The organism is Nonomuraea sp. NPDC005501 (genome assembly GCF_040605905.1).
Lineage (GTDB): Bacteria > Actinomycetota > Actinomycetes > Streptosporangiales > Streptosporangiaceae > Nonomuraea.
In genome coordinates, this window is record NZ_JBEXDT010000007.1 from 111,485 (window position 1) to 135,383 (window position 23,899).

Annotated in this window: 24 protein-coding genes, 1 tRNA gene and 1 riboswitch; of the genes, 10 read left to right on the forward strand and 15 right to left on the reverse strand. The window is 72.7% G+C overall.

What is annotated here, in order from left to right; translation table 11 throughout:
* Positions 1-53 precede the first annotated feature (53 nt).
* The 3 genes from ABZS51_RS06770 to ABZS51_RS06780 all read left to right on the forward strand — a co-directional run bounded on the left by ABZS51_RS06770 (position 54) and on the right by ABZS51_RS06780 (position 3,567).
* Positions 54-1,739, forward strand: a complete 1,686-nt coding sequence (locus ABZS51_RS06770) for a molybdopterin-dependent oxidoreductase (RefSeq protein WP_355437184.1) — start codon at positions 54-56, stop codon at positions 1,737-1,739.
* A gap of 831 nt (positions 1,740-2,570) precedes the next feature.
* Positions 2,571-3,272, forward strand: a complete 702-nt coding sequence (locus ABZS51_RS06775) for a toxin glutamine deamidase domain-containing protein (RefSeq protein WP_355437186.1) — start codon at positions 2,571-2,573, stop codon at positions 3,270-3,272.
* Between the two features lie 25 nt (positions 3,273-3,297).
* A complete protein-coding gene (locus ABZS51_RS06780; RefSeq protein ID WP_310710643.1) occupies positions 3,298-3,567 on the forward strand; it encodes a hypothetical protein in 270 nt (89 codons plus the stop codon).
* Positions 3,568-3,623: 56 nt separating this feature from the next.
* On the opposite strand, the gene ABZS51_RS06785 is transcribed toward ABZS51_RS06780, so the two are convergent.
* The 4 genes from ABZS51_RS06785 to ABZS51_RS06800 all read right to left on the reverse strand — a co-directional run bounded on the left by ABZS51_RS06785 (position 3,624) and on the right by ABZS51_RS06800 (position 8,888).
* On the reverse strand, positions 3,624-6,134 hold the full coding sequence (locus ABZS51_RS06785) for an FtsX-like permease family protein (RefSeq protein ID WP_355437188.1): 2,511 nt from the start codon (positions 6,132-6,134) through the stop codon (positions 3,624-3,626).
* 42 nt (positions 6,135-6,176) lie between these two features.
* Positions 6,177-6,941, reverse strand: a complete 765-nt coding sequence (locus ABZS51_RS06790) for an ABC transporter ATP-binding protein (RefSeq protein ID WP_355437190.1) — start codon at positions 6,939-6,941, stop codon at positions 6,177-6,179.
* A 133-nt stretch (positions 6,942-7,074) separates the two neighbouring features.
* Positions 7,075-7,746, reverse strand: a complete 672-nt coding sequence (locus ABZS51_RS06795) for a response regulator transcription factor (RefSeq protein ID WP_355437192.1) — start codon at positions 7,744-7,746, stop codon at positions 7,075-7,077.
* On the reverse strand, positions 7,746-8,888 hold the full coding sequence (locus ABZS51_RS06800; RefSeq protein ID WP_355437194.1) for a sensor histidine kinase: 1,143 nt from the start codon (positions 8,886-8,888) through the stop codon (positions 7,746-7,748). The genes ABZS51_RS06795 and ABZS51_RS06800 overlap by 1 nt, the downstream gene beginning before the upstream one ends.
* Before the next feature lie 532 nt (positions 8,889-9,420).
* Here ABZS51_RS06800 and ABZS51_RS06805 point away from each other — a divergent pair.
* A complete protein-coding gene (locus ABZS51_RS06805) occupies positions 9,421-9,777 on the forward strand; it encodes a hypothetical protein (protein WP_310710648.1) in 357 nt (118 codons plus the stop codon).
* Between the two features lie 169 nt (positions 9,778-9,946).
* On the opposite strand, the gene ABZS51_RS06810 is transcribed toward ABZS51_RS06805, so the two are convergent.
* From ABZS51_RS06810 to bcp, 3 genes are all read right to left on the reverse strand, one after another.
* Positions 9,947-10,019: transfer RNA gene (locus ABZS51_RS06810), tRNA-Leu, on the reverse strand.
* Entirely contained in the window at positions 10,010-10,495 is a 486-nt protein-coding gene (locus tag ABZS51_RS06815) for an HNH endonuclease signature motif containing protein (protein ID WP_355437196.1), read from the reverse strand. Before ABZS51_RS06815 ends, ABZS51_RS06810 begins: the two co-directional genes overlap by 10 nt.
* Positions 10,496-10,625: 130 nt before the next feature.
* The gene (gene bcp / locus ABZS51_RS06820; RefSeq protein ID WP_310710650.1) at positions 10,626-11,099 is read right to left on the reverse strand and encodes a thioredoxin-dependent thiol peroxidase; all 474 of its coding nucleotides are present in this window, start codon (positions 11,097-11,099) and stop codon (positions 10,626-10,628) included.
* A 178-nt stretch (positions 11,100-11,277) separates the two neighbouring features.
* Between bcp and ABZS51_RS06825 the strand changes: the two genes are divergently transcribed.
* Entirely contained in the window at positions 11,278-11,601 is a 324-nt protein-coding gene (locus tag ABZS51_RS06825) for a DUF3618 domain-containing protein (protein WP_355437198.1), read from the forward strand.
* Between the two features lie 201 nt (positions 11,602-11,802).
* Here the strand turns inward: ABZS51_RS06825 and ABZS51_RS06830 are convergent, their stop codons facing one another.
* On the reverse strand, positions 11,803-12,996 hold the full coding sequence (locus ABZS51_RS06830; RefSeq protein ID WP_355437200.1) for an amino acid deaminase/aldolase: 1,194 nt from the start codon (positions 12,994-12,996) through the stop codon (positions 11,803-11,805).
* Between the two features lie 139 nt (positions 12,997-13,135).
* Here ABZS51_RS06830 and ABZS51_RS06835 point away from each other — a divergent pair, with 139 nt between their 5' ends.
* Positions 13,136-13,738, forward strand: a complete 603-nt coding sequence (locus ABZS51_RS06835) for a DUF6286 domain-containing protein (protein WP_310710653.1) — start codon at positions 13,136-13,138, stop codon at positions 13,736-13,738.
* 68 nt (positions 13,739-13,806) lie between these two features.
* A complete protein-coding gene (locus ABZS51_RS06840; protein ID WP_355437202.1) occupies positions 13,807-14,307 on the forward strand; it encodes a hypothetical protein in 501 nt (166 codons plus the stop codon).
* A gap of 14 nt (positions 14,308-14,321) precedes the next feature.
* On the opposite strand, the gene ABZS51_RS06845 is transcribed toward ABZS51_RS06840, so the two are convergent.
* The 7 genes from ABZS51_RS06845 to ABZS51_RS06875 all read right to left on the reverse strand — a co-directional run bounded on the left by ABZS51_RS06845 (position 14,322) and on the right by ABZS51_RS06875 (position 21,682).
* On the reverse strand, positions 14,322-15,698 hold the full coding sequence (locus ABZS51_RS06845; protein ID WP_355437204.1) for an L-serine ammonia-lyase: 1,377 nt from the start codon (positions 15,696-15,698) through the stop codon (positions 14,322-14,324).
* Between the two features lie 51 nt (positions 15,699-15,749).
* Complete coding sequence (gcvH, locus tag ABZS51_RS06850; protein ID WP_355437206.1) at positions 15,750-16,139, reverse strand: glycine cleavage system protein GcvH; 390 nt, start codon at positions 16,137-16,139, stop codon at positions 15,750-15,752.
* Positions 16,136-17,221 carry a glycine cleavage system aminomethyltransferase GcvT gene (gene gcvT / locus ABZS51_RS06855; protein WP_355437208.1) on the reverse strand — a complete coding sequence of 362 codons (1,086 nt, stop codon included), beginning with the start codon at positions 17,219-17,221 and terminating at the stop codon, positions 16,136-16,138. The genes gcvH and gcvT overlap by 4 nt, the downstream gene beginning before the upstream one ends.
* A gap of 128 nt (positions 17,222-17,349) precedes the next feature.
* Positions 17,350-17,447: riboswitch (glycine riboswitch) on the reverse strand.
* Between the two features lie 75 nt (positions 17,448-17,522).
* Positions 17,523-18,212, reverse strand: coding sequence for a gamma-glutamyl-gamma-aminobutyrate hydrolase family protein (locus ABZS51_RS06860; RefSeq protein ID WP_355437210.1), 690 nt, complete (start codon positions 18,210-18,212; stop codon positions 17,523-17,525).
* A gap of 8 nt (positions 18,213-18,220) precedes the next feature.
* Positions 18,221-18,985, reverse strand: a complete 765-nt coding sequence (locus ABZS51_RS06865) for a 3-oxoacyl-ACP reductase (protein WP_355437212.1) — start codon at positions 18,983-18,985, stop codon at positions 18,221-18,223.
* Positions 18,986-18,990: 5 nt separating this feature from the next.
* The gene (locus tag ABZS51_RS06870; RefSeq protein WP_355437213.1) at positions 18,991-20,334 is read right to left on the reverse strand and encodes an aldehyde dehydrogenase family protein; all 1,344 of its coding nucleotides are present in this window, start codon (positions 20,332-20,334) and stop codon (positions 18,991-18,993) included.
* 10 nt (positions 20,335-20,344) lie between these two features.
* The gene (locus ABZS51_RS06875; RefSeq protein ID WP_355437219.1) at positions 20,345-21,682 is read right to left on the reverse strand and encodes a glutamine synthetase family protein; all 1,338 of its coding nucleotides are present in this window, start codon (positions 21,680-21,682) and stop codon (positions 20,345-20,347) included.
* Positions 21,683-21,869: 187 nt separating this feature from the next.
* Between ABZS51_RS06875 and ABZS51_RS06880 the strand changes: the two genes are divergently transcribed.
* The 3 genes from ABZS51_RS06880 to ABZS51_RS06890 form a co-directional block, all read left to right on the forward strand.
* Positions 21,870-22,574, forward strand: coding sequence for an FCD domain-containing protein (locus ABZS51_RS06880; protein WP_355437215.1), 705 nt, complete (start codon positions 21,870-21,872; stop codon positions 22,572-22,574).
* An 87-nt stretch (positions 22,575-22,661) separates the two neighbouring features.
* Positions 22,662-23,417 (forward strand): hypothetical protein, encoded by a 756-nt coding sequence (locus ABZS51_RS06885; protein ID WP_310710662.1) that lies wholly within the window; start codon positions 22,662-22,664, stop codon positions 23,415-23,417.
* Positions 23,418-23,420: 3 nt separating this feature from the next.
* A partial coding sequence (locus ABZS51_RS06890; protein WP_355437221.1) for a DUF4158 domain-containing protein occupies positions 23,421-23,899 on the forward strand: 479 nt, incomplete at its 3' end.

Sequence of the window (23,899 nt, forward strand, 5' to 3'; positions counted from 1 at the left end):
CCGTAACCGGCGCGTAAGAACCGGGCGGGTGCCGCGGGCGTAGCGTCGGTACCGTGCAGAGGCAAGACATGGCGCCCGCCTGGGCGGGCGCGCTGGCGGGGCTGACGGCCGGGGCGGTGGCGCTCGGCGTCGCCCGGCTCGTGGCCGGGATCGCGGGGCCGGAGACGTTCCCGGTGGTGGCCGTGGGCGACGTGGTCGTCGACCTGACGCCCCCACCGGTCAAGGACTTCGCGATCAACGCGTTCGGCGCCAACGACAAGACGGTCCTCGTCGGGGGCGTGCTCGTGGTGCTGGCCGTCATCGCGGCCGCCCTGGGGATCGCGGCCCGGCGGCGGCCGGTGGCCGGCGACGCGGGGCTGCTGGCGTTCGGGGCCGTGGGGGTGCTGGCGGTGTTGACCCGGCCGGGCGCCGGGATCACCGGGGTGCTCCCGACGGTGGTGGGTGTGGCGGCGGGCGTCTGGACGCTGCGCCTCCTCGAACGGCGGGCGCGTCTCCACCCGGTGCCCGCCGAGGAGCCCGCGGTCCTGGCCGGCGCCGGGGAGGCGGGCTTCCGTGGTGAGGCCGATGCCGGGGAGGCGGGCTTCCGTGGTGAGCGCGGTGCGGGGGAGGACGGGGGGCCGTCCGGGGTGGAGCGGCCCGTGGTGATGCGGCCCGGGGCGTCCGCGGCCGGTGGGTTCGACCGGCGCAGGCTGCTGACCGGGGTCGCGAGCGGGGTGGTGGTGGCGGGGGCGGCCACCGTGCTCGGGCGGGTCCTGTCGGACCGTCAGGCCGTGGACACCGCCAGGGGCGGGCTGGCCCTGCCGGCGCCCACCACGCCCGCCGCGCCGCTGCCCGCCGGGACGGACCTCCGCATCAGCGGCCTGTCCCCCTTCACCACCAGGAACCGGGACTTCTACCGGGTGGACACCGCGCTCGTCGTTCCCCAGGTGAACCCGCAGACGTGGCGGCTGCGCGTCCACGGCATGGTCGACCGGCCGATCGAGATGACCTTCGCCGACCTGCTCAAGCGGCCTCTCACCGAGGCCGACATCACGCTCACCTGCGTGTCCAACCCGGTCGGCGGCGAGTACATCGGCAACGCCCGCTGGCTCGGCGTCCGCATGGCCGACGTGCTGCGCGAGGCCGGGCTCCAGTCCGGCGCCGACATGCTCCTGTCCACCTCCGCCGACGGCTTCACCTGCGGAACCCCGGTGGACGTGGTCATGGACGGGCGGGACGCCCTGTTCGCCGTGGCCATGAACGGGGAGGTGCTGCCCGTGGACCACGGCTTCCCGGTGCGTCAGGTGGTGCCGGGGCTGTACGGGTACGTCTCGGCCACCAAGTGGGTGGTGGACGTGAAGGTGACGAGGTTCGACCGGGACGAGGCGTACTGGACGCCGCGCGGCTGGGCCGCCAAGGCGCCGATCAAGACGCAGTCGCGCATCGACCTGCCCCGGCAGGGCGCGACGGTGCGGGCGGGCCGCACGACGGTCGCCGGGGTCGCCTGGGCGCAGCACACCGGGATCGACGCCGTGGAGGTGCGCGTGGACCGTGGCGAGTGGCGGCAGGCGCGCCTCGCCGCGGTGCCGGGGCCCGACACGTGGCGGCAGTGGGCGCTCGACTGGGACGCCACACCCGGCCGCCACACGATCGAGGTGCGTGCGACCGACGCCGCCGGCCGTACCCAGGCGGAGCAGGAGGCGCCTCCCGCACCGGACGGCGCGACCGGCTGGCACACGATCACGGTCCAGGTCTCGTAACGCTCCGTCGTACCCTTTCTCCGCGTTTGTGCAGGTACGGCGGGTGGATCGTGGTGCCCGAACTTGCCGAGTGGCCCTCCTGGCCGGGGCGGCGGCCCTACGATCGGCGTCGAGCACGACAGGAGGCAGGACGTGACCCGCGACCGCAAGCCCCGCGTCCGGTGGGTCCTTCCCGGAGGGCGCTACGACCCGGTGGTCGGCGACGGCGTGCGGTGGCGCGACTACGAGCGCGCCGCCGACCCGCCGGACCCCGGCCCACCCGACCCCACTCCTCTCGCCCCACGACCACCGGCATCCGGGCGGCGGGCGGGGGAGCAGAGGTCCGGAGAGGAGAGGCGGGCGAGTGGCGCCGCGCCGAGTGCCGCCGTGCCGACGGGTGCCACGACAGCGGGTGTCACGCCAACGGGTGCCACGATGGCGGGTGTCACGCCAACGGGGGCCACGACGGCGCGGCACCGGTTACCCGCTGCGGACGCGGCAGGTGGCGTCGCCCCTGGGCACGTCTCCGCCCTCACCTCCATGCCCGCCTCCGCCCCCGACCCCGCACCGCCCGACAGCGGCCCCGCGGCGGTCCGCGTGGGCGGCGGTCTCCTGCCCACGCCTCCGGACCCGGCCCCGGACGGGCGCCCATCCGCTCGTCCGGCCGATGCGCCCCCGGAGGGACGGCCGGGCGTGTCCCCGGCCCCCGGTGAGGCAGCCTCGGCGCCCCCGGGGCCGCTGGATGTCACCGCCCCGCCTCCTGCTGCCGCCCCGCCTCCCGCTGCGGCCCCGGCGCCCGTGGTGGAGGAACGCGGCGACGACTCCACGCTCGGAGGACAGTCCGGATGGATCATGCCCACCCGGGGAGAGGTCCCGGGCTGGGCCGGCTGGGCGGTGCCCGCCGGGGGAGCGGCCGGCCGGCGGGCGAGGACGGCCGACTGGTTCGACGGTCCCGCCAGGCCGCCGCGGCTCGCCGACTGCCGGCCGTACGGGATGGCAGGAGGGCTGGCGCGTCCCGACCCGCAGGTCGAGCACGACCTGCGGCGCGCCGTGCCGCCCGGCACGCGCTTCCCCGACCCGCGCGGCACCTGGGTCAGGCTGATCAACGGCGGCGGCCCGGCGGACGACCCGTTCCGGGCCTCCAACGCCGCCGACTGCGCCCTGGCCGTGCTGTCCACGTGGCACGGCGAGCCCGCCGCCGCGGCGGCCCGGCACCCCGAGTACGACCGGCTCGGCAGGCCCGTGCTGAGCGGCGAGACGGGCGGGGCCGCCAGGATCGAGCGGTGGGTGGGGCAGCGCTTCCAGTACGCCGGTCACGGGCGGCACGCCTACCCGCTGGTGGAACGGCGGCTGATCGAGGCCGGCCACGGGGCCGCGGCCGTCATCGTCGTGCGCTGGCCCGGCGGCGGCTCCCACGCCTGGAACGCCGTCAACTTCGGCGGCGAGGTCATCTGGATCGACGCCCAGCGCGGCCACATGGCGGTCGATCCTCCCTACACGACGGTGACCGGGGTGTTCTGCGTCGTCGTCGACCGGTACGGGACACCACGATGAGTCGCGACGGGCAGAGGTGAGCGCGGTGGACCTCGACCAGGCCAGGGCGGTGGCGGAGGAGTACTTCAACGGGGTGCGGCCGGTGGACGACCCGGTTCGGGTGGGGGTCCACGGGTTCGGCGAGGGGTACGTGGCCTGGGTCAGGGAGCCCGACTCCGACGACCCGGCCACGCTGCCGGCCACGGTCGGAGGCGGCTGCATCGTGATCGACCGGGTGACCGGGGAGATCGTGAGCCGCCCCCTGCTCGACCCGGAGACGGTCGCCGAGCTGTGGCCGGGCCGCACTCCCCGCTGAGCCGAGCCGAGGCCGGGCCGCACCTGCCGCTGAGGGCGTCCCGGGGCGACGGGTCGTCAGCCGCTCGCCAGGGCGCCGACGATCGAGGCGCGGGCCGCGCGCCGGGCCGGCAGCACCGCCGCCAGCACCCCCGCCAGCCCTGACAGCACCACGAACAGCGCGACCTGCCCGTACGGCACCACGTACACCGCCCCGTCGATCATCGCCCGCACCGCGGCCCAGCCGAACACCGCGCCGAGCACCACCCCGACGAGCGCGCCGATCAGCCCGAGCACCAGCGCCTCCACCGACAGCATGCGCCGCAACTGCGGCCGGGTGAGGCCGAGGGCCCGCAGCAGCGCCGACTCCCGGGTGCGCTCGTGCACCGACAGCGACAGCGTGTTGGCGATGCCGAGCAGCGAGATGAGGATGGCCAGCCCCAGCAGCCCTGTGACGATCATCAGCAGCATGTCCAGGGCCTCGTCGAACTCGCCGCGCACCTCGGTCGAGCTCGACACCTTGACCGTCGGGTACGCGGCCGTCGCCGCGTCCACCACCGCCCGGGACCGGTCCGCCGCCACGTCGTCCTTGGCGTCGACCATCACCCTGGAGTCGGGCAGCGCGCCGAAGTACCGGTCGAAGGCGGTCGTGGCCACGGTGAGGTCCGGCAGCGCCGAGTCGGAGCCGTCCAGCACCGCGACGACGGCGAGCGTGACCGCGCCGTCCTCCTTCGTCGTCAGCGACAGCGAGTCGCCCACGCGGACCCCGAGCTTGGCGGCCACGTCGTCCTCGACCGCGACCTGGCCGTCGCCCAGGCCGCGCATGGAGCCCGACGTGACGGGCGGGTCCATCGGGCCGTCGTACGCGCCCACGTCCACGCGGCTCGCCCCGCCCTTCGGGCCGCTGACCTTGGCCTCGGTGTCGCGGATCTGCACCACCGAGGCGAGCTCCGGCCGCCGCCGCAGCTCCTCGCCGACCGAGCGGGGAATGGCCGAGTCGCGCTCCTGGGTGGCCAGCATGTAGTCGATGGGGAACTGGTCGTCGAGCTTGTCGGTCAGCGTCACCCGGGTCGAGGCGGTGAGCACGGAGATGAGCGTCATCAGCGTCACGCCCACGGTCAGGGCGACCGTCGTGGTGGCGGCCCGCCTCGGGTTACGGCCGGAGTTGTCCACGGCCAGCCGTCCCGGCACGCCGAACAGCCGGGCCGGGACCGCCCCGACCAGCGAGCTGAGCGGCCTGACCAGCACCGGCCCGAGGATGAGCACGCCGAGGAACGTGAGCACGCCACCGCCCATGACCACGAACAGGGACACCTGCTGCCCCGGCTCCAGCACCAGCGCGCCGACACCGGCTGTGCCCAGGCCCGCCAGCAGGAACACCCCGGCGGCGACCATCCGGAGCAGGCCCGTGCGGAACGCCTGCTCCTCCACCTGCGTGCGCAGCGCGGCCACCGGCGCGACCCGGGTGGCCGTGCGCGCCGGCAGCACCGCCGAGCCGATGGTGACGAGCAGCCCGACGGCCAGCCCGAGGCCGATGGTGCCCGGCGTCAGCCGGACGGCGGCCCCGGTCGGCAGCGGCGCGTCCAGCGCGCCGAGCACCGCGAGCGTCCCCGCGCCGAGCCCGTACCCGGCCAGCAGGCCCAGGACGGCCGACAGCAGGCCGATCACGACGGACTCCAGCAGCACCGAGCCGAACACCTGGCCCCGCGTCGCGCCGATGCAGCGCAGCAGTGCCATCTCCCGGGTGCGCTGCGCCACCAGGATCGTGAACGTGTTGTAGATGACCAGCGCCGCCACCAGCATGGACACCAGCCCGAACATGAGCAGCCCCACGGTCACCGCCTTGATCTCCACCCCGGCCTGCCGGGCCAGCCGGTCGGCGAGCTGCGTTCCGGTGAGCACCTGGCGGCCCTCGCCGCCCACGGCCGCGGCGACCGTCCGCCGCAGCGCGTCAGGGTCGGCCCCCGCGACGTCGATCTCGCGGAACCCCTTCTCGCCCGTCATCCGCCGTGCCATGGCCGGGGTGAAGCCCACCACGCCGGTGTAGGCCAGCTCCTGGTCCACGCCCGGGTCGAGCAGGCCCACCAGCTTGAACATCCGCTCCCGCCGCTGCGGGTCCAGCACGGTGATCGTGCCGCCCACCTTGACGCCCTGGGCCTTGGCGGTGCTCTCGTCGAGCACGGCCGCCAGGTCGTCGGAGCCGGGGCCCGTACCGGACACGATCACGGCGCGGCTGAGCGGGCCGGACGAGATCGACAGCCCCGTCGTCGGAGCGTCGCCTGCCGCCTTGCCGTCCTTGCCGATCAGCGGCGCCGGCCCGCGTACGACGCCCTGCGCGTCCGTGACGCCCGGCAGGCCCCGCACCTTGTCGAGCAGCGCCGCGGGCAGCCGGCCGTCCGGCCCCTCGGCGAGTACGGCCACGTCCACCTTGCCCGCGTCGGCCGTGACCTTCTGCGCCAACCCGGCCTGGACGGTGTCCGTCAGCACGAACGTGCCGGCGATGAAGCCCACGCCCAATGTGATGGCCAGCGACGTGAGCAGCAGCCTCAGCCGGTGCGCGCGCAGCCCGGCCAGCGTCGTCCTCAGCACGCCGCGCCTCCGGTACGGGTCGTCTCAGTGCGGTGCGTCATCTCAGGCCTCCAGCTTCATCAGCGTGTCGAGGACCGACTGCGGCGTGGGCGCGGCCAGCTCCGTGACCAGCTCGCCGTCCCGCAGGAACACCACGCGGTCCGCGTACGCGGCGGCGACCGGGTCGTGCGTGACCATGACGATGGTCTGCCCCAGCTCCCGCACCGAGGTGCGCAGGAACGACAGCACCTCGGCGCCGCTGCGCGAGTCCAGGTTGCCGGTCGGTTCGTCCGCGAAGATCACCTGCGGCTTGCTGATGAGCGCCCGCGCCACGGCCACGCGCTGCTGCTGGCCGCCGGACAGCTCCGTCGGCCGGTGTCCGAGCCGGTCCCGCAGGCCGACCGTCTCCACGACCCGGTCGAACAGCACCTGGTCCGGCTGCCGGGCCGCGATCTCCAGGGGGAGGCGGATGTTCTGCTCGGCGGTCAGCGTCGGCAGCAGGTTGAACGCCTGGAACACGAACCCGATCCGCTCCCGGCGCAGCAACGTGAGCCGCTTGTCGCTCAGGCCGGTCAGCTCCACGTCGCCGATGCGCACGGTGCCCGACGTGGCCGTGTCCAGCCCGGCCAGGCAGTGCATCAGCGTGGACTTGCCCGAGCCGGACGGGCCCATGATCGCCGTGAACGCGCCGGTCTCGAACGCCACGTCCACCTCGCGCAGGGCGTACACCTTCGCGTCGCCCTGGCCGTACACCTTCGTCAGGCCGCGCGCCACGACGGCGGGGGCGGCCCTGCGGCGGCTCCCTGTCTCGGTCTCGGTGATGGTCACGTCCACTCCTTCAAGGGGTTGGGGAACGCGACTCACGCTACGAGCGAGATGTGCGGAAAAAATGGGCCCTGAGGAGGGATTTCGTATAGGCCGTGCGATGACGCCGGTCAGCCTTTCGGCCGATGCACCCGCGTCAGGCTCGCGGCCGGTGGGAGGGCACGACCAGCCTCGCCTCGTACGCGTACACGACCGCCTGCGCCCGGTCCCGCAGCCCCAGCTTGGCCAGCACCCGGCCCAGATGCGTCTTCACGGTCGCCTCCGCCACCTCCAGCGCGGCGGCGATCTCCAGGTTCGACAGGCCGCGCGCCACCATCAGCAGCACCTCGCGCTCGCGCGGCGTCAGCCCGGCACCGTCGGGCAGGTCCTGGTCCGGGAGGTTCGCGGCGAACCGGTCGAGCATCCGGCGCAGCGTGCTCGGCGCCATGACGGCGTCGCCCGCGTGCACCGCCCTGATCGCGTTCAGCAGGTCGTCCGGCGGCACGTCCTTCAGCAGGAACCCCGACGCGCCCGCCTTCACCGCCGCCAACGCGTACTCGTCCAGGTCGAACGTCGTGAGGATGAGCACCTTCGGCCCCTCGATCCGGGCCGTCGCCTCGACGCCGTCCATGCCCGGCATGCGCACGTCCATGAGGACGACGTCCACGTCGGTGCCGCGCAGCACCTCCAGCGCCCGCGCGCCGTCGCCCGCCTCGGCGACCACCTCGATGTCGGGCTGCGCCGCCAGCACCATCCTGAACCCGGCGCGCAGCAGCTCCTGGTCGTCGACCAGCATCACCCGGATGGGGGCGCCCTCCCGGCCGCTCATCAGGCGGCCCTGGTCGCGGGGACGGGCAGCCGGGCCAGCACCTCGAACCCGCCGCCGGGACGCGGCTCCGCCGACACCGCCCCGCCGTACATGCCGACCCGCTCGCGCATCCCGACCAGCCCGTGGCCGTCGTGGCTGCGCGGCGCCGCCGCGCCCCGCCCGTCGTCGCTCACCCGCACCACCAGCTCCGGCCCTCCGTACGTGAGCTCCACCAGCGCGCGCGCTCCCGGCCCTCCGTGCTTGAGCGCGTTCGTCAGGGCCTCCTGGACGATCCGGTACACCGCGAGCTGCTGCCCCTCCGGCAGGTCGCTAGGCACGCCCGACACCCGCAGCCGCGCCGGCACGCCCGCGCCGCGCACCAGCTCCTCAAGCTGGGCCAGCCCGGGCTGGGGCGTGTAGTCGGTGCCCGTCGCACCGCCCTCACGGTCCTCGCGCAGCACGCCGACCAGCCGCCGCATCTCGGCCAGCGCCTCCCGGCCGGTCCTGGAGATGTTCCGCACGGCCTGGCGGGCCTGCTCAGGGGCGCGGTCGATGGCGTAGCCGGCGCCGTCGGCCTGGACCACGATGACGCTCACATGGTGGGCCACCACGTCGTGCAGCTCCCGGGCGATCCGTGCCCGCTCGGCCGTCGCCGCCAGCCGCGCCTGCTGGTCGCGCTCGCGCTCGGCCCGCTCGGCGCGCTCCTCCAGGCCCTCCAGGTAGCGGCGGCGCGTGTTGGCGTACAGGCCGGTCAGCCAGGTGGTCACGACGAAGATGGAGCCGCTGAAGAACATGCTGAACGAGACCTGGCTCCAGTGCACCAGCACGAGGTACACGCCCAGCTCGGCCACCAGCCCAGCCGCGAGCGCCCACCAGAACGCGCACTGGTAGGCCACCGACCACAGTGCCAGGAGCACGGCGAGGTTCGCCGGCACGGGATCGAAGCCCAGCGCCCACTGGACGAAGCAGATCAGCGCCACGGCCCCGAACACCGTCAGCGGCCTGCGCCGCTGCCACAGCAGCGGCACGATGAGCAGCCCCGACAGCACCAGGTACCCGGCCAGGTGGAGCGTGGCGCCGGGTCCCTGGACGGTGCCGTCCGCGTACGGCCGGACGGTGATCAACGTCAGCACCGCGAGCGGCGCGCCCCGGAGGGCATCCATGACCTTCGCATGGCGCTTCGACCACGCATGTACCCTGCCGAACACATCCTTACGATATGTACGGCCTGCCGGGACTTTGTCCGCCTCAAGGGGGAAGTCGGTGTACGACCCAGGTCTTACGCCGGCCTTACGACGGTATGGGCATAGTTGACCTTGGGAGTGCCCCCTTATGGGGCAGTAAAGGGAGATCGTGATGGCGGATCATGATCGCGGAGCTGGGTCGCGCGGCGAAGAGGAAGCGCCGCGCGACCCGGTCTCAGTAGAACGACCTCCCGCTCCAGGAGCGGACGCCAGGCGGGACCAGCCCTCCACTCCAGGAGCGGACGCCACGCACGACCGACCCTCCGCTCCAGGGACGGACGCCACACAGCACCAGCACACCGCTCCAGGGACGGACGCCATGCAGGACCGGCCGCCGGCTTCAGGAACGGACCGCACGCGGCAGCAACCGCCGGCGGCGCACACGAGCCCCGGCTGGGGACCTCCTCCGCCCCCTCCGCCTCCGCGACAGGACTCCTCCTTCCGCGACTTCGTGCGTCAGAAGCCGGCCCAGATCATCGGCGCGGGCCTGATCGGCCTGGTCATCGGCGGCCTGCTGGGCGGCACCGCGGTGGCGCTCGTCGCCGGCGTCACCCACCATGACCGCGCCTCCCACTGGGACGACCGGCCCCGCTGGGGCCCCTACCGCGACTGGGAGCGCCACCCGGGCGTCCACCCGAACTGCCGCCCGGTCCCCGGCGGCACGTACTGCCGCGACGCCGCCCCGTTCCCGCCGGGCCCCACCGCACCCATGATCCCGCCGACGCCAGTCCCCACCATGTCGCTTCCCCCCACCTCGCCCCCCACAGCCCCGCCTCCCATCACCCCGACCCCCACCCGCACGGGCTGACGATCGAGATCAGGTGGGTGTTCTGTCACAGGACCTACCTGGTCAACGGGGCCCGAGGCGTGCGGCGAACGCGGTCCCCTCCGAAGGCAGGCGGGCGGCGCGACGCGCAGGTGAGATGGCCGCCACGGGGCCGCGATCACGGCCCGTGGAGGGCATACGGGATGAGATGTAGGGCCGGTGGGATTCGAACCCACACTAACAGCCACCTAAAGACTGCGCCTCTGCCCTTGGGCTACGGCCCCTCTTTGGTCTTTCCCCGCCCGGCGTAATTTCCGGTTTGAGAATGACAATTCGGGCAGAGGAAGCGCAGATTCTCCAGGCGATTGTCGAGCCAGTTCCCGTTCATGTGGTCGACATGGAGCGTAAGCGGATTTCCCTGCCACGTGCCGTCAATCCTACAGGCTGCGCAGGCGTACGGTACCCCGGCTTCCCGCAACGCGCGGCGCAGCACGGGCGCCTTCTCGCGTATCGCCGCCGGCGGTCGTATGACGAGAATCTCCTGGTGAGGGCGTATGTTCTGTGCGCGCTTGCCCTTGCCATGCGCTTGGCCCACGAAGTGCGACGTGTCGATGCCGTAATGCTTGAGGCGTCGGCTGATGTGAGCGTGGCTGCCACCGGTCCACTTGACGCCGAGGTGGCGCAGTACGTCCGCCACGCTGCGTGAACTCGCCGCCGCCTCCATGAGCAGCTCGCGTGTGTACTTGACGTATGCCGCCATGGCGCCATGCTAGGAAAAGGCACCGACAATTCGACGGCGGGTCCAGGTGTCCACGACATTCGTGGTGAACAATCGTGGTGAATGCCGCTCGACCGCCGCGGGCCCCGGTGAGGGCCCGCGGGTGGGGCGGTCAGGCGAGGCCGAGCTTCTTCTTCAGGGACGCGACGTGGCCCGTCGCCTTCACGTTGTAGAGCGCCTGCTCGATCTTGCCGTCCGCGTCGATGACGAAGGTGGAGCGGATGACGCCGACGACCTCCTTGCCGTACAGCTTCTTGGTGCCGTACGCGCCGTACGCCTTGTGGACATCCAGCTCCGGGTCGGACAGCAGCGGGAATGTCAGCGCGTCGCGCTCGACGAACTTGTCCAGCTTGCCGGGCTTGTCCTTGGACACGCCGAGGACGGCGAACCCCTCCCCGGTGAGCTGCGCGAGGTTGTCGCGGAAGTCGCACGCCTGCTTGGTGCAGCCCGGCGTCATGGCGGCCGGGTAGAAGTACAGGATCACGCGCTTGCCGCGGAAATCGCCCAGGGAGACGGTGTTTCCGCCCGCTGCGGGTAGCGTGAACTCGGGCGCGGCGTCGCCGGGCGCGAGCTTGGTTTCGGTCATGGGCCCTCCTGAGTTCGTCCAGCAAAACCTACCGGGCCGGTACGCCGGACCGCCCGCCGTGCCGCGCGGGGTGCCGACCTGACAGACTGATCACGACCGGAGCCGGCGTGCTCGTCCGCGACCACGAAGTGGGCGCCGACATGAGCCGGCCGACCGGAGCGTGGTCGAGAGGAGAGCCATGGCAGACACCGATCCCGACGAGCTGGAGCGGCGGATCGCGCAGACCCGCGCGGAGTTGGCGCAGACGGTCGACGCCATCGCCGACCGCGTGAGCCCCAAGCGGGTGAAGGAGCGCACGGTCGCCGATGTGAAGGCGCGGGCCGGGCTGTTCGTCGCGTCCGTGGGCGACGCGCTGGGAGTGACGCAACGGCCGGCGCCGGGCGAGGACTCCGAGCGGCTGTGGGACGACGAGCCGCCCGAGCTGGGGCCCGTGCTGATCGGGGTGGGGGCCGTGCTGGTGCTGGGCGCCGCGATCGCGCTGTGGCGGCGCCGCCGCCGCTGAGACCTGGGCGCCGCCCCGGGGCGGGACCGCCGCCCCGGGGCCGCCCGGCCACCGCCTCCGGGCCGCCCGGCGGGATCGGGCCGAGACGGCCAAGCCGGCCAGGGGGTTAAGAGGTCCAGAGGGTCAAGACGGCCAAGGGGGTCCAGAGGGCAAAAGGCCGAGAAGGTCCGAAGGCCGAGAGCGTCCAGAGGGCCGACAGGGTCAGAGGAAGGTCTTGCCCTCGCCCCGGTACGTCGGGGCCGTGCCGACGACCTCGTCGCCGTCGATGAGGTGGAGCTCGGCGAAGCGTTCGCACAGCTCGCCCGCCTTGGCGTGACGGAACCACACCCGGTCGCCCACCCGCAGGTCCTCCGCGGCCTCGCCGAGCAGCGGGGTCTGCACCTCCCCGGCGCCCTCGTCGGGCGCGTAGCGCAGGCCCGGCGGCAGGTACGGCTGGGGGAGGCGGCTGGGGCCGGGCGGCCCGGAGGCCAGGTAACCGCCGCCGAGGACCGTGATCGTGTCCGGGGCCGGCCGGCGGACCACCGGCAGCGCGAAGAGCGCCGCGGGACGGCCGGTGAAGGCCCGGTAGAAGTCGAACAGGCGCGGGTGGAAGAACCCGGAGCCGGCCGCGACCTCGGTGACGGCCTTCTCGCGGACCGTGCGCTCGATGGAGCCGGTGCCGCCGCCGTTGACGAAGTCGAGGTCGCAGAGCCGGCTGACGGCGTTGACGACGCGGCCGCGGCGCAGGATGAGCTCGCGGGCCGAGCGTCGCTGCATGACGCGGATCGCGCGGGTCATCGCGGGATTGCCGGGCGGGTCGTCGCCCACCCCGGCGATCTGCGCCTCGTACGCCATGAGGCCGGACAGCCGGAACCCGGGCCGTTTGGCGATCTCGGCGGCCAGGTCGGCGGCGTCCTCGGGCTCGCGGATCGAGGAGCGCAGCGCTCCCGCCCGAAATTTCCCACCGAGGGCGACATATCCAGCGTCGATGTCGAGACATATCCGGATCTCGGGGCGGGGGTGGATGGCCGCTACCGCGTCGTCCACGTAGTCCAGGTGCTCGGCCGAGTCCACGGTCACCGTGATCTCCCGCGCCAGGCGCGGATCACCGGCCAGGGTCGCCAGCGCCGCCCGGTCCGCCGTAGGGTAGGCCACCAGGATGTCGGCGAACCCGCAGCGCGCCAGCCACAGCGCCTCCGGCAGCGTGAAGGCCATCAGCCCGCGGAAGCCGTCCATGGCCATGATGCGTTCGAGCACGGGACGGCAGCGGATCGACTTGGTCGCGACGCGGATCGGTTTGCCGCCCGCGCGCCGTACGAGGTCGGCGGCGTTGGCCCGCAGGGCGTCGAGGTCGAGGACGGCGAACGGCGGGTCCAGCGTCGCGGTGGCGCGGTCGTAACGCGGGCGGGCGTCCATACCAGCAGCGTAACCGCATATCGGGCAATTGAACATGAGGGAAGTTCATGTTGCCTGGACACCCTTGTAATGATCGGGCAAACCGGCGGCGAGGGCATGATCCATCCGATGCCCGGCCCGTGTACCTGTGGTCGGTGTGATGAGCACGCTCCAGCAGCTTCTGCCCGGAGCCCTCCTGCCGGCGCAGGAGAGCCCCCTCCTCCGCTCCACCCGTGCGCTGAAACCGGCGCGCACCCCCGCCGGGGCGGTGGTCGCGCTGGCGCTCACCGTCTGCCTCGGCCTGTCGGCCGCCGAGATCGTCACGGCGCTGGTGGGCAAGCCACTCGGCCTGCTGCCGCTGGAGCGCCTGATCGACCTGGCGGGCCGGCACGCCTGGGCCGAGTTGCGGACGGGCGCGCTCTGGATCGCCGGCGCGGGCGCCGCCCTGCTGCTGCTCGCCGTCGTCCCGGGCCGCTGCCACCTGGTGCCGGTCGAGACGTCCGACCCGAACATCGTCATCGGCATCACGCGCGTCGGCCTGCGCCGCACGCTGCGTGCCGTGGCGCAGGAGGTCGAGGGTGTGTCACGGGCACGCGTACGGCTGCGCCGGCGCACCATCGAGGTCACAGTGACGACCGGCGCGGAGAGCACGGGCGCGATGCTCCGCCAGGTGGGCGCGGCCGTGGGCGACCGGCTGGCGGGCGTCGGCACGCTCGGCACGGGAGAGGTCGTGGTCCGGCTGCGCAGAAGGAGGCGCTGGTGAACCACAAGGGGCGATGGCGAGCGACGTGATGAGCTGAGGAAGACGATGGTGAGCCGAGAGGGGCGAGGGTGAGACAGTACGCGGGCAACCGGGTCGGGCTGGCCGTCGTGGGCGCGGTGCTGGTGCTCCTGGGCGCGTACGCGTGGCTGCGCGCCGATGACAGGCTCGGCGGCCTGTCGCCGCGGGCCAAGGTGCTGCCCGAGCAGACGGCGCAGATCGTCGCCGCCCAGTCGTGGACGCTGTGGGCCGCGGCCCTCGGGCTGATGCTGCTCGGCCTGGTCTCACTCCGGTGGCTGCTGCTCTGCCTGGGATGGGGCCGCCGCGGGGTGCGCTCCGGCACGGGCACGGCCATGCTGTGCGTGGGGCTCAAGGACGTGGACGGGCTGAGCCGTACGGGGGTGCGCGTCGTGGGTGACGGCGACCACCTGCGCATCGCCGTCACCTGCGCACCGTCGGCGGACGTGGGCGCGATGGTCGGCAAGCTGGACAAGGAGATCGTGGGCCGCATCCGCCGCGAGGTCCGCGACGACGACATCGGCACGGTCGTCCGCCTCCACGTCCGCCGCTGAGCCAGCCGGCGGCCTCAGCACTCGATGACGTTGACGGCCAGGCCGCCGCGCGAGGTCTCCTTGTACTTGTCGAGCATGTCGGCCCCGGTCTGCCGCATCGTCTTGATCGCCTTGTCCAGCGCCACGAAGTGGCGGCCGTCGCCGCGCAGCGCGATGCGGGCCGCGGCGATCGCCTTGATGGAGGCGACCGCGTTGCGCTCGATGCACGGGATCTGCACCAGTCCGCCGATCGGGTCGCAGGTCAGCCCGAGGTTGTGCTCGATGCCGATCTCGGCCGCGTTCTCGACCTGCTCGGGGGTGCCGCCGAGCACCTCGGTCAGCCCGGCCGCGGCCATGGAGCAGGCCGAGCCGACCTCGCCCTGGCAGCCGACCTCGGCCCCCGAGATGGAGGCGTTCTCCTTGAACAGCACGCCGATCGCCGCGGCCGTGAGCAGGAAGCGGATCACGCCCTCGTCATCGGCGCTCGGGACGAACTTGGAGTAGTAGGTCAGCACGGCCGGGACGATGCCGGCGGCGCCGTTGGTGGGAGCGGTGACGACGCGGCCGCCGGCGGCGTTCTCCTCGTTGACGGCCAGGGCGAACAGCGACACCCAGTCCATCGCCCGCAGCGGGTCGTCGCCGGACGCCTCCGCCTGGAGGCGGCGGTGGAGCTGGTTGGCCCGGCGCTTGACCTTCAGGCCGCCGGGCAGGACGCCCTCCTTGGCGATGCCCCGCCGCACGCACTCGGCCATGACGCGCCACAGGTTCAGGATGGCGGAGCGGATCTCCTCCTCGGAGCGGCCGAACGCCTTCTCGTTCTCCAGCATCAGCGCCGAGATCGACAGGCCCGAGACCGAGCAGTGCTTGAGCAGCTCCTCGCCGGTGGTGAACGGGTACGGCAGGACGGTGTCGTCGGGCTTGATCCGGTCGGCTCCCGTCGCGGTCTCGTCCACCACGAAGCCGCCGCCGACGGAGTAGTAGACCTTCTCGCGCAGCACCGAGCCGTCATCGGCGCGGGCGGTGAAGCGCATGCCGTTGGGGTGGCCCGGCAGCGAGATCTTCCGCTCGAAGACGAGGTCCTCGCCCACGACGAACGGGATCTCGCGCGTGCCGTAGAGCTTGACCGTGCCGGAGGCGCGCATCGCGGCCAGGCGCTCGTCGACAGTCTCCACGTCGACCAGCTCCGGCTTCTCGCCCGACAGGCCGAGCAGGACCGCCTTGTCGCTGCCGTGGCCCTTGCCGGTCAGGCCGAGCGAGCCGTACAGGATGGCCTCGACGCGGTCCACCTGGTCGAGCAGGCCGTCCTCGTCCAGGCCGCGCGCGAACTTGTGCGCGGCGGCCATCGGGCCGCCGGTGTGGGAGCTCGACGGGCCGATGCCGATCTTGAAGAGGTCGAAGACGCTGATCGCCATTGATGTGCGCCCTTCAGCAGGGCCGGGGCCCGGTGGGCCCCGGCGGATGGGTCAGGACTCGCCCGAGGTGAGGGCCGTGTACTCCTCGGCCGAGAGCAGGTCCTCGGGGTCGCCCTCGACGCGCACGCGGAACATCCAGCCCTCGCCGTACGGGTCGCTGTTGACCAGCGAGGGGTCGTCCACCACGGCCTGGTTGACCTCGACGACCTCGCCGCCGACGGGGGCGTAGATCTCGCTCACCGACTTGGTCGACTCCACCTCACCGACGGAGTCACCGGGCGCGACCGTCGCGCCCACGTCGGGGAGCTGGACGTACACCACGTCGCCAAGGGCCTCGGCGGCGTACGCCGTGACGCCGACGGTCACCGTGATGGCCTCGTCAAGGCCGGCCACCCACTCGTGCTCCTTGGTGTAGCTCAGCTCGTCAGGGATGTTGCTCACTTGTTCCTCCTGTAGAAGGGCAGCTCCACGAGGTCCATGGCCTCATGGCTGCCCCGGATGTCCACGGCCAGACCTTCGTCCGCCCCGGTGTCGACGTAGGCCATCGCGATGGGCCTGCCCAGGGTCTGGGAGGGGGCACCGCTGGTGACCTCGCCGACGACGGCACCGTCCTTGGTGACCGGGAACCCATGGCGGGGCACCCGGCGGCCCCGGGCGACGAGACCGACGAGCCGGCGCCGCGGCGGCGTGTCCTTGACCGCCTCCAGCGCCGACCTGCCGACGAAGTCGCCCGGCTTGTCGAATTTCACCACTCTGCCCAGCCCCGCGTCGAACGGGGTCAGCTCGGCGCTCAGCTCGTTGCCGTACAGCGGCATGCCGGCCTCCAGGCGCAGCGTGTCGCGGCTGGACAGGCCCGCGGGGCGCAGCCCGTACGGCTCGCCGGCCCGCGTGAGGGCGTGCCAGAGCGGCACGGCGTCCTCGTTGGCCACGAACAGCTCGAACCCGTCCTCGCCGGTGTAGCCGGTGCGCGCGATCAGCGCCTGCCGCCCGTCGACCACGCCGGGCAGTCCCGCGTAGTACTTGAGGCCGGGCAGGTCGGCGTCGGTGAGGGTGGCGAGGATCTCCTGGGCGTGCGGCCCCTGCACGGCGATCAGCGCGTACTGCTCGGAGCGGTCCTCGACCACCGCGTCGTACGACTTGGCGCGCCCGCCCAGCTCGGCGGCGACCTTCTCGTAGTTGGAGGCGTTGGCCACGACCATGAACTCCTCGTCGCCCAGCCGGTAGACGATGAGGTCGTCGAGCACCCCGCCCCGCTCATTGACGATCATGGTGTAGCGGGCGCGACCGGGCGCGAGAGCCGACAGGTGGCCGACCAGGGCGTAGTCGAGTGCCTCGCCCGCCTGCGGCCCGGTGACGAAGATCTCGCCCATGTGCGAGAGGTCGAACAGCCCGGCCGCGCCGCGGACGGCGTTGTGCTCGGCGGACTCGCTCCCGTAGCGCAGCGGCATCAGCCAGCCGGCGAAGTCGGTGAGCGTGGCGCCGAGACTCTCGTGAACGTCTCGCAACGGTGTGGGTCGGGACATTTCGCACCTCAGGGCAGGGTCGGATGCCAGGATCCTCCCCCTCTGTCATGGTTGCCTGAGAGCTTCGCCCGGGCTTTGCCGGACTTTCACCTTCGGCGAGGCCCGGGGGCCTGCTTTCCAGAGGTCACCTCGTCCGTGCGGTCCTTTGCCTTGAGAGGTTCGCGGGGAGGGCTTGCTCCTTCAGGGACCCTGGATGGCTGTCAGGGCGCTCTCCCGCACGGGTTCGCCGGTGATGCCCGCAAGCCTAGTGCCGTGACGGGGCTGTTGTCGCGTGCGCCCCCTCGGGATCGCCGGGTCCGTCTCAGCAGGCGGCCACCAGGGCCTCGAACAGCGCGCAGTCGGCCGCCGCCTCCGGATGCCACTGGACGGCCAGGGCGAACGGGTGCCCGTCCAGCTCCACCGCCTCCACCGTGCCGTCGCCGGCCGTGGCCGTCACGGTCAGCCCCCGCCCGAGACGGTTCACGGCCTGGTGGTGGTAGTGCGGCACCTCCACCGGCTCGGCGCCGAGCGCCTTGGCCAGCCGCGAGCCCGGCGCGGGTCGTACCGGCAGGTGGCCGAACACGCCCGGCGCGGGGGAGTGCCCGGTGTGGCCGACCACGTCCGGCAGGTGCTGGTGGAGGCTGCCGCCGAGCGCCACGTTCAGCACCTGCAGGCCGCGGCAGACGCCCAGGTAGGGAACCCCCCGCTCCAGCGCCGCCGTCAGCAGCGCGAACTCCGCGTCGTCGCGGAAATTGCGCACGTAGCCGGTGCGCTCGTGCGGCTGCTCGCCGTAGCGGGCGGGGTCGATGTCGCCCCCGCCGGCCAGGACGAGCCCGTCCAGCCGGGCCGCCACCGGGCCGGGCTCGCCGGCCGGCGGCAGCAGCACCGGCTGCCCGCCGGCCCGCACCACCTGCTCCACGTACATGAACGGCAGGAGCGCGGTGTCCAGCTCCCAGACGGTGTAGCGCGCGGGCTCCACGTACGTCGTGATGCCGATGACCGGACGGGACACGATCCCCCCTACAGCGGCGTCACGTAGGCGCCGGAGATGCCCCCGTCGACGAGGAACTCCGACGCCGTGACGAACGACGCGTCGTCGCTGGCCAGGAACGCCACCGCGGCGGCGATCTCCGACGCCTCGGCGAACCGGCCCACCGGCACGTGCACGAGCCTGCGCTGCGCCCGCTCCGGGTCCTTGGCGAACAGCTCCTGGAGCAGCGGCGTGTTGACCGGCCCGGGGCACAGGGCGTTGACCCGGATGCCCTCGCGGGCGAACTGCACGCCGAGCTCCCGCGACATGGCCAGCACGCCGCCCTTGGAGGCCGTGTAGGAGATCTGCGAGGTGGCCGACCCCATGACCGCCACGAACGACGCCGTGTTGATGATCGAGCCCTTGCCCTGCCGCCGCATGTACGGGATGACGTGCTTGCAGCACAGGTACACGCTCGTCAGGTTCACCTCCTGCACACGCCGCCAGGCGTCGAGCCCGGTCTCCAGGATCGAGTCGTCGTCGGGCGGCGAGATGCCGGCGTTGTTGAACGCCACGTCCACGCTGCCGTACGTCTCGAACGCCGTCCGGTACATCCGCGCGACGTCGTCCTCGCTGGTCACGTCCGCCAGCACGAACAACCCGCCGACCTCGGCCGCGGCCTTGGTGCCCGCCTCCTCGTCGACGTCCACGCACACGACCCGCGCGCCCTCCTGGGCGAACCGGCGCGCCGTGGCCAGTCCGATGCCGCTGCCCGCGCCGGTGACGACGGCGACCCGGTCCTGCAAACGCTGCATAGATGTCACTCCGATGAGATGAAGACGTTCTTGGTCTCGGTGAACGCGGACAGGGCGTCGGGGCCGAGTTCGCGGCCGAGGCCGGACTGCTTGAAGCCGCCGAACGGCGTCCAGTAGCGCACCGACGAGTTGGAGTTGACCGACAGGGCGCCGGCCTCGACCGCGCGGGCCACGCGCAGCGCCCGGCCGACGTCGCGGGTCCAGATGGAGCCGCTCAGGCCGTAGCGGGTGTCGTTGGCGATCCGGACGGCCTCCGCCTCGTCGGCGAACGGGACGACCGACACGACCGGGCCGAAGATCTCCTCGGTGAAGGCGCGGTCGGTGACCTTCGAGGTCAGGACCGTCGCCGGGAACCAGTAGCCCTTGCCCTGCGGGCACGTGCCCCGCAGGTGCGGCTCGCCGTCCACGAAGCCGCGCACGCGTTCGAGGTGCTCGGCGCTGACCAGCGGCCCCATCTCGGTGCTCTCGTCGAGCGGGTCGCCCACCTTGACGCCGAGCACGGCCGGCGCGAGCCGTTCGAGGAACTCGTCGTAGACCTCGGCCTGGACGAGCAGCCGGGAACGGGCGCAGCAGTCCTGGCCGGAGTTGTCGAAGACCGCGTAGGGGGCGGCCCGGGCGGCCTTGTCGAGGTCGGCGTCGGCGAAGACGATGTTGGCCGACTTGCCGCCGAGCTCCAGGGTGATGCGCTTCACGTGCGCCGCGGCCTTGGCGGCGATCTCCTTGCCCACCTCGGTCGAGCCGGTGAACACGATCTTGGCCACGTCCGGGTGCTCGACCAGCCGGGCTCCCGCGACCTCCCCCGCCCCGGGCAGGACCTGGAGCACCCCCTCGGGGAGGCCCGCCGCCAGGGCCAGCTCGGCCAGCCGCAGCGCGGTCAGCGGGGTCCACTCGGCGGGCTTGACGATCACCGTGTTGCCCGCCGCGAGCGCCGGGGCGACGCCCCAGCTCGTGATCAGCATCGGGAAGTTCCAGGGCACGATGACGCCCACGACGCCCAGCGGCTCCTGGAACGTGACGTCCACGCCCCCGGGCACCGGGATCTGCTTGCCGTGGTTGCGCTCGGGCGCGCCCGCGTAGAAGTGGAGGACGTCGCGGACCGCGCCCGCCTCCCAGCGGGAGTTGCCGATGGGGTGGCCGGCGTTGGCCGTCTCCAGCCGGGCCAGCTCCTCGCCGTGCCGGTCCACCAGGTCGGCGAAGCGGCGCAGCAGCCGCGCCCGGTCACCGGGCGCCACCTCCCGCCAGGACGCGTAGGCGCGCCTGGCACGCTCCACAGCCCGGTCCACCTCGGCCGCGTCGGCCAGCTCGACCTCGGCGACGACGTCCTCGGTCGCCGGATTGATGATCTTCATATCGTGTCCGTCACATCCGTTCGAAGCCGCGGAACAGCTCCCAGTCCGTCACCGCCGCGTCGAAGGCGGCCAGCTCGACTCTGGCGCCGTTCGCGTAGTGCGCCACCACGTCCTCGCCGAACGCCTCGCGGGCCGGCTTCGAGCGCTCGAACAGCGCCAGCGCGTCGCGCAGCGTGTGGGGCACGGTCTCGGCGTCCGAGGCGTAGGCGTTGCCCTCGAACGGGTCCTCCAGCGGCAGCTCGTTCTCGATGCCGTACAGCCCGGCCGCGACCAGCGCCGACACGGCGAGGTACGGGTTCACGTCGCCGCCGGGAACCCGGTTCTCCACGCGCAGCGACTCCCCGTGGCCCACCAGGCGCAGGGCGCAGGTGCGGTTGTCCAGGCCCCACTTGACCGCGGTCGGCGCGAAGCTGCCCGGCACGTACCTCTTGTACGAGTTGATGTTGGGCGCGAACAGCAGCGTGAGCTCCCGCAGGCAGGCGAGCTGCCCGGCGACGAAGCGGGCGCCGAGCTGCGACATCCCGTACGGCCCGTCGCCCGCCATGACCGGCTCCCCGTCGAGGCTTCGCACGGAGATGTGGACGTGGCAGGAGTTGCCCTCCCGCTGGTTGGGCTTGGCCATGAAGGTGATCGAGCGGCCCTCCTGGGCGGCGATCTCCTTGGCGCCGTTCTTGTAGATCGCGTGGTTGTCGCAGGTGCGCAGCGCCTCGGCGTAGCGGAAGGCGATCTCGTGCTGGCCCAGGTTGCACTCGCCCTTGGCCGACTCGACGTACAGGCCGGCGCCCTCCATCTCGCGCCGGATCCGGCGCAGCAGGGGCTCCACGCGGGCGGTGCCGAGCAGGGAGTAGTCGACGTTGTAGAGGTTCGCGGGCGTCAGGTCGCGGTAGCCGCGCCTCCAGGCGTCCTCGTAGGTGTCGTCGTAGACGACGAACTCCAGCTCGGTGCCGACGTAGGCGGCCAGGCCGCGCTCGGCCAGGCGGGCGAGCTGGCGGCGCAGGATCTGCCGGGGCGAGGCGGTCACGTCCGCGCCGTCCTCCCACACCAGGTCGGCCATGAGCATGGCCGTGCCCTCCTGCCACGGGACGCGGCGCAGCGTGGACAGGTCGGGCCGCATGACGAAGTCGCCGTAGCCGCGCTCCCAGGACGACATGGCGTACCCGGAGACCGTGTTCATGTCGACGTCCACGGCCAGCAGGTAGTTGCAGCCCTCCGAGCCGTGGTTCAGGACCTCTTCCAGGAAGAAGCGCGCGGACAGCCGCTTGCCCTGCAGGCGGCCCTGCATGTCGGCGATCGCCAGCAGCACGGTGTCGATCCGCCCGGCCGCCACCTCCTCGCGCAGCTCCCGCACTCCTAGGAGGCCCGGCGTGTAACCGGGTCTGCCACTGGGCCTGCCGGGCGTGTTGGGCTCGCTCACGTGCTCACTCCCGTCCGGCCGCCGCGCATTCCCATTGATTGGGCTAGTGTCAGACCATTGATGTGCATGATGCGATGAATTGTCAAGACCCGAGGACACGTTGGACGAGTCTGCGCGTTTGATGACGGTGCTCCGTCCGGTACGGGCGGGCAACGCCTTCGAGGAGACCGTGGAACGGCTGCTCCAGGCGATCAAGCTCGGCGTGGTCCCGCCGGGCGCCAAGCTTCCGCCCGAGCGGGAGCTGGCCGTCCGGCTCGGCATCAGCAGGGTGACCCTGCGCGAGGCCATCCGCGCGCTCCAGGAAGCCGGCTATCTCGACGTACGGCGGGGCCGCTACGGCGGCGCGTTCGTCACCTACGTCCCGCCCGAGCCCGGCACGGGCGACCTGCGCCGCGTCGTGGCCGACATGGGCACAGCCGACCTGACCGACGCGCTGACGTTCCGGATGGCGGTGGAGTGCGGCGCCGCGGCCGTGCTCGCCGCGAGCGAGCTCACCGACGAGCGGCGGGCGGTGCTGCGCCGCCGGCTGGCCGACCTCGACGAGGCCCGCGTCGAGGACTACCGCCGCCTCGACACCGCCTTCCACCTGTCCATCGCCGAGCTCACCGGCTCGGCGCTGCTCGCCGCCACCTGCGCGGACGCCCGCCTGCGGGTCGGCGACCTGCTCAACGCCATCCCGATGCTCCAGGTCAACCTGGAGCACTCCGCGAGCCAGCACCAGGCGATCGTCGCCGCCATCCTCGCGGGCGATCCCGAGGCGGCCCGCCGCGCCGTCGCCGAGCATCTGGAGGGCACCGCCGCGCTGCTGCGCGCGTTCCTCTCCTGACGCCGGTGCCCGATGCCCCTTCCGGGGTGCCCGATTGGGTAGAAGCCCGCCCATGGCGGCAGACCCGTAGCATCGAGGACGAAGGTCATGGGGAACTGGTTCCAGCAGAGCATCATCGCGACGGGACGGCTGCCGCTGTTCTGTTACTTCGTCGCGCTCATCGTCTCGTTCATCGCCACCCGCATCAACGTGCGCCTGATCAGGGCGAAGGTCGGCTGGTTCCGCGACGTCAACGTCGGGGAGATGCACATCCACCACGTGGTCTTCGGCGTGGTGCTGATGCTCGTGGGCGGGGTCAGCGGGCTGATCGTCTCCTCGGCGTCGCAGGTCGGCTACGCCGCCGCGGCGTCGATCTTCGGGATCGGCTCGGCGCTCGTGCTCGACGAGTTCGCGCTCATCCTCCATCTGCACGACGTGTACTGGGAGGAGGAGGGCCGCACGTCGGTGGACGCGGTGTTCGTCGCGGTCGCCGTCGCGGGGCTGCTGCTCACCGGGCTCCGGCCGCTGACCTGGGACTACGGTACGCCGGTCAACCCGGCGCTGCTCATCGTGGCCAACCTGGCGCTGGCCGTCGTCACGCTGCTCAAGGGCAAGATCTGGACCGGGCTCGTGGGGCTGTTCGTCCCGGTGCTGCTGGTGGTCGGAGCCGTACGGCTGGCGCGACCGGGGTCGCCGTGGGCGCACTGGTTCTTCGCGGGGCGCTCGCCGCGCAAGATGGCCAAGGCGGTCCACCGGGAGGAGCGGTGGCGGCGCCCGGCGATCACCGCCAAGATCGCCTTCCAGGAGTTCCTGTCGGGCCGTCACGACCTGCCGTCCACCCGGCGCGGGCGGCGGCTGCCCTGACCTCTGCGGACCCGGACGTGCCCAAGGTCGGCCGGCGGCGTACCGCCGTCGCGGAGCGCCCGTGCGTCGGCGGAGTACGGCCGTTACGACGGTCCGCCCTCCCGGGCCGAGATGGAGAAGATCTTCTTTCTCGACAACGAGGACCTGGCCCTCATCAAGGGGCATCGCGGTCGGCACATCAGGTGCGGCTTCGCTCTCCAGCTCGTGACCGTTCGCTGTCTGGGGTGCTTTCTGGCTGATCCGCTGGAGGTGCCGAACGAGATTCGGGACGTCGTCGCCGCCCAGCTGGGGATCGAGGATCCGTCCTGTGTGAAGCGTTGCACCGAGCGGGACAGGACGCGGCCGGAACACACCTGGGATGGAGCAGAGACGCTGATGGCCTGGGAAGCGCCGACCCCGCCACCGCCTCGGAGCTCTGGCCGGCAGGGGAGAGCGCGACCCACCCGGCGGAGACGCCGACATGCCTCCTGCGCCAGATCGCG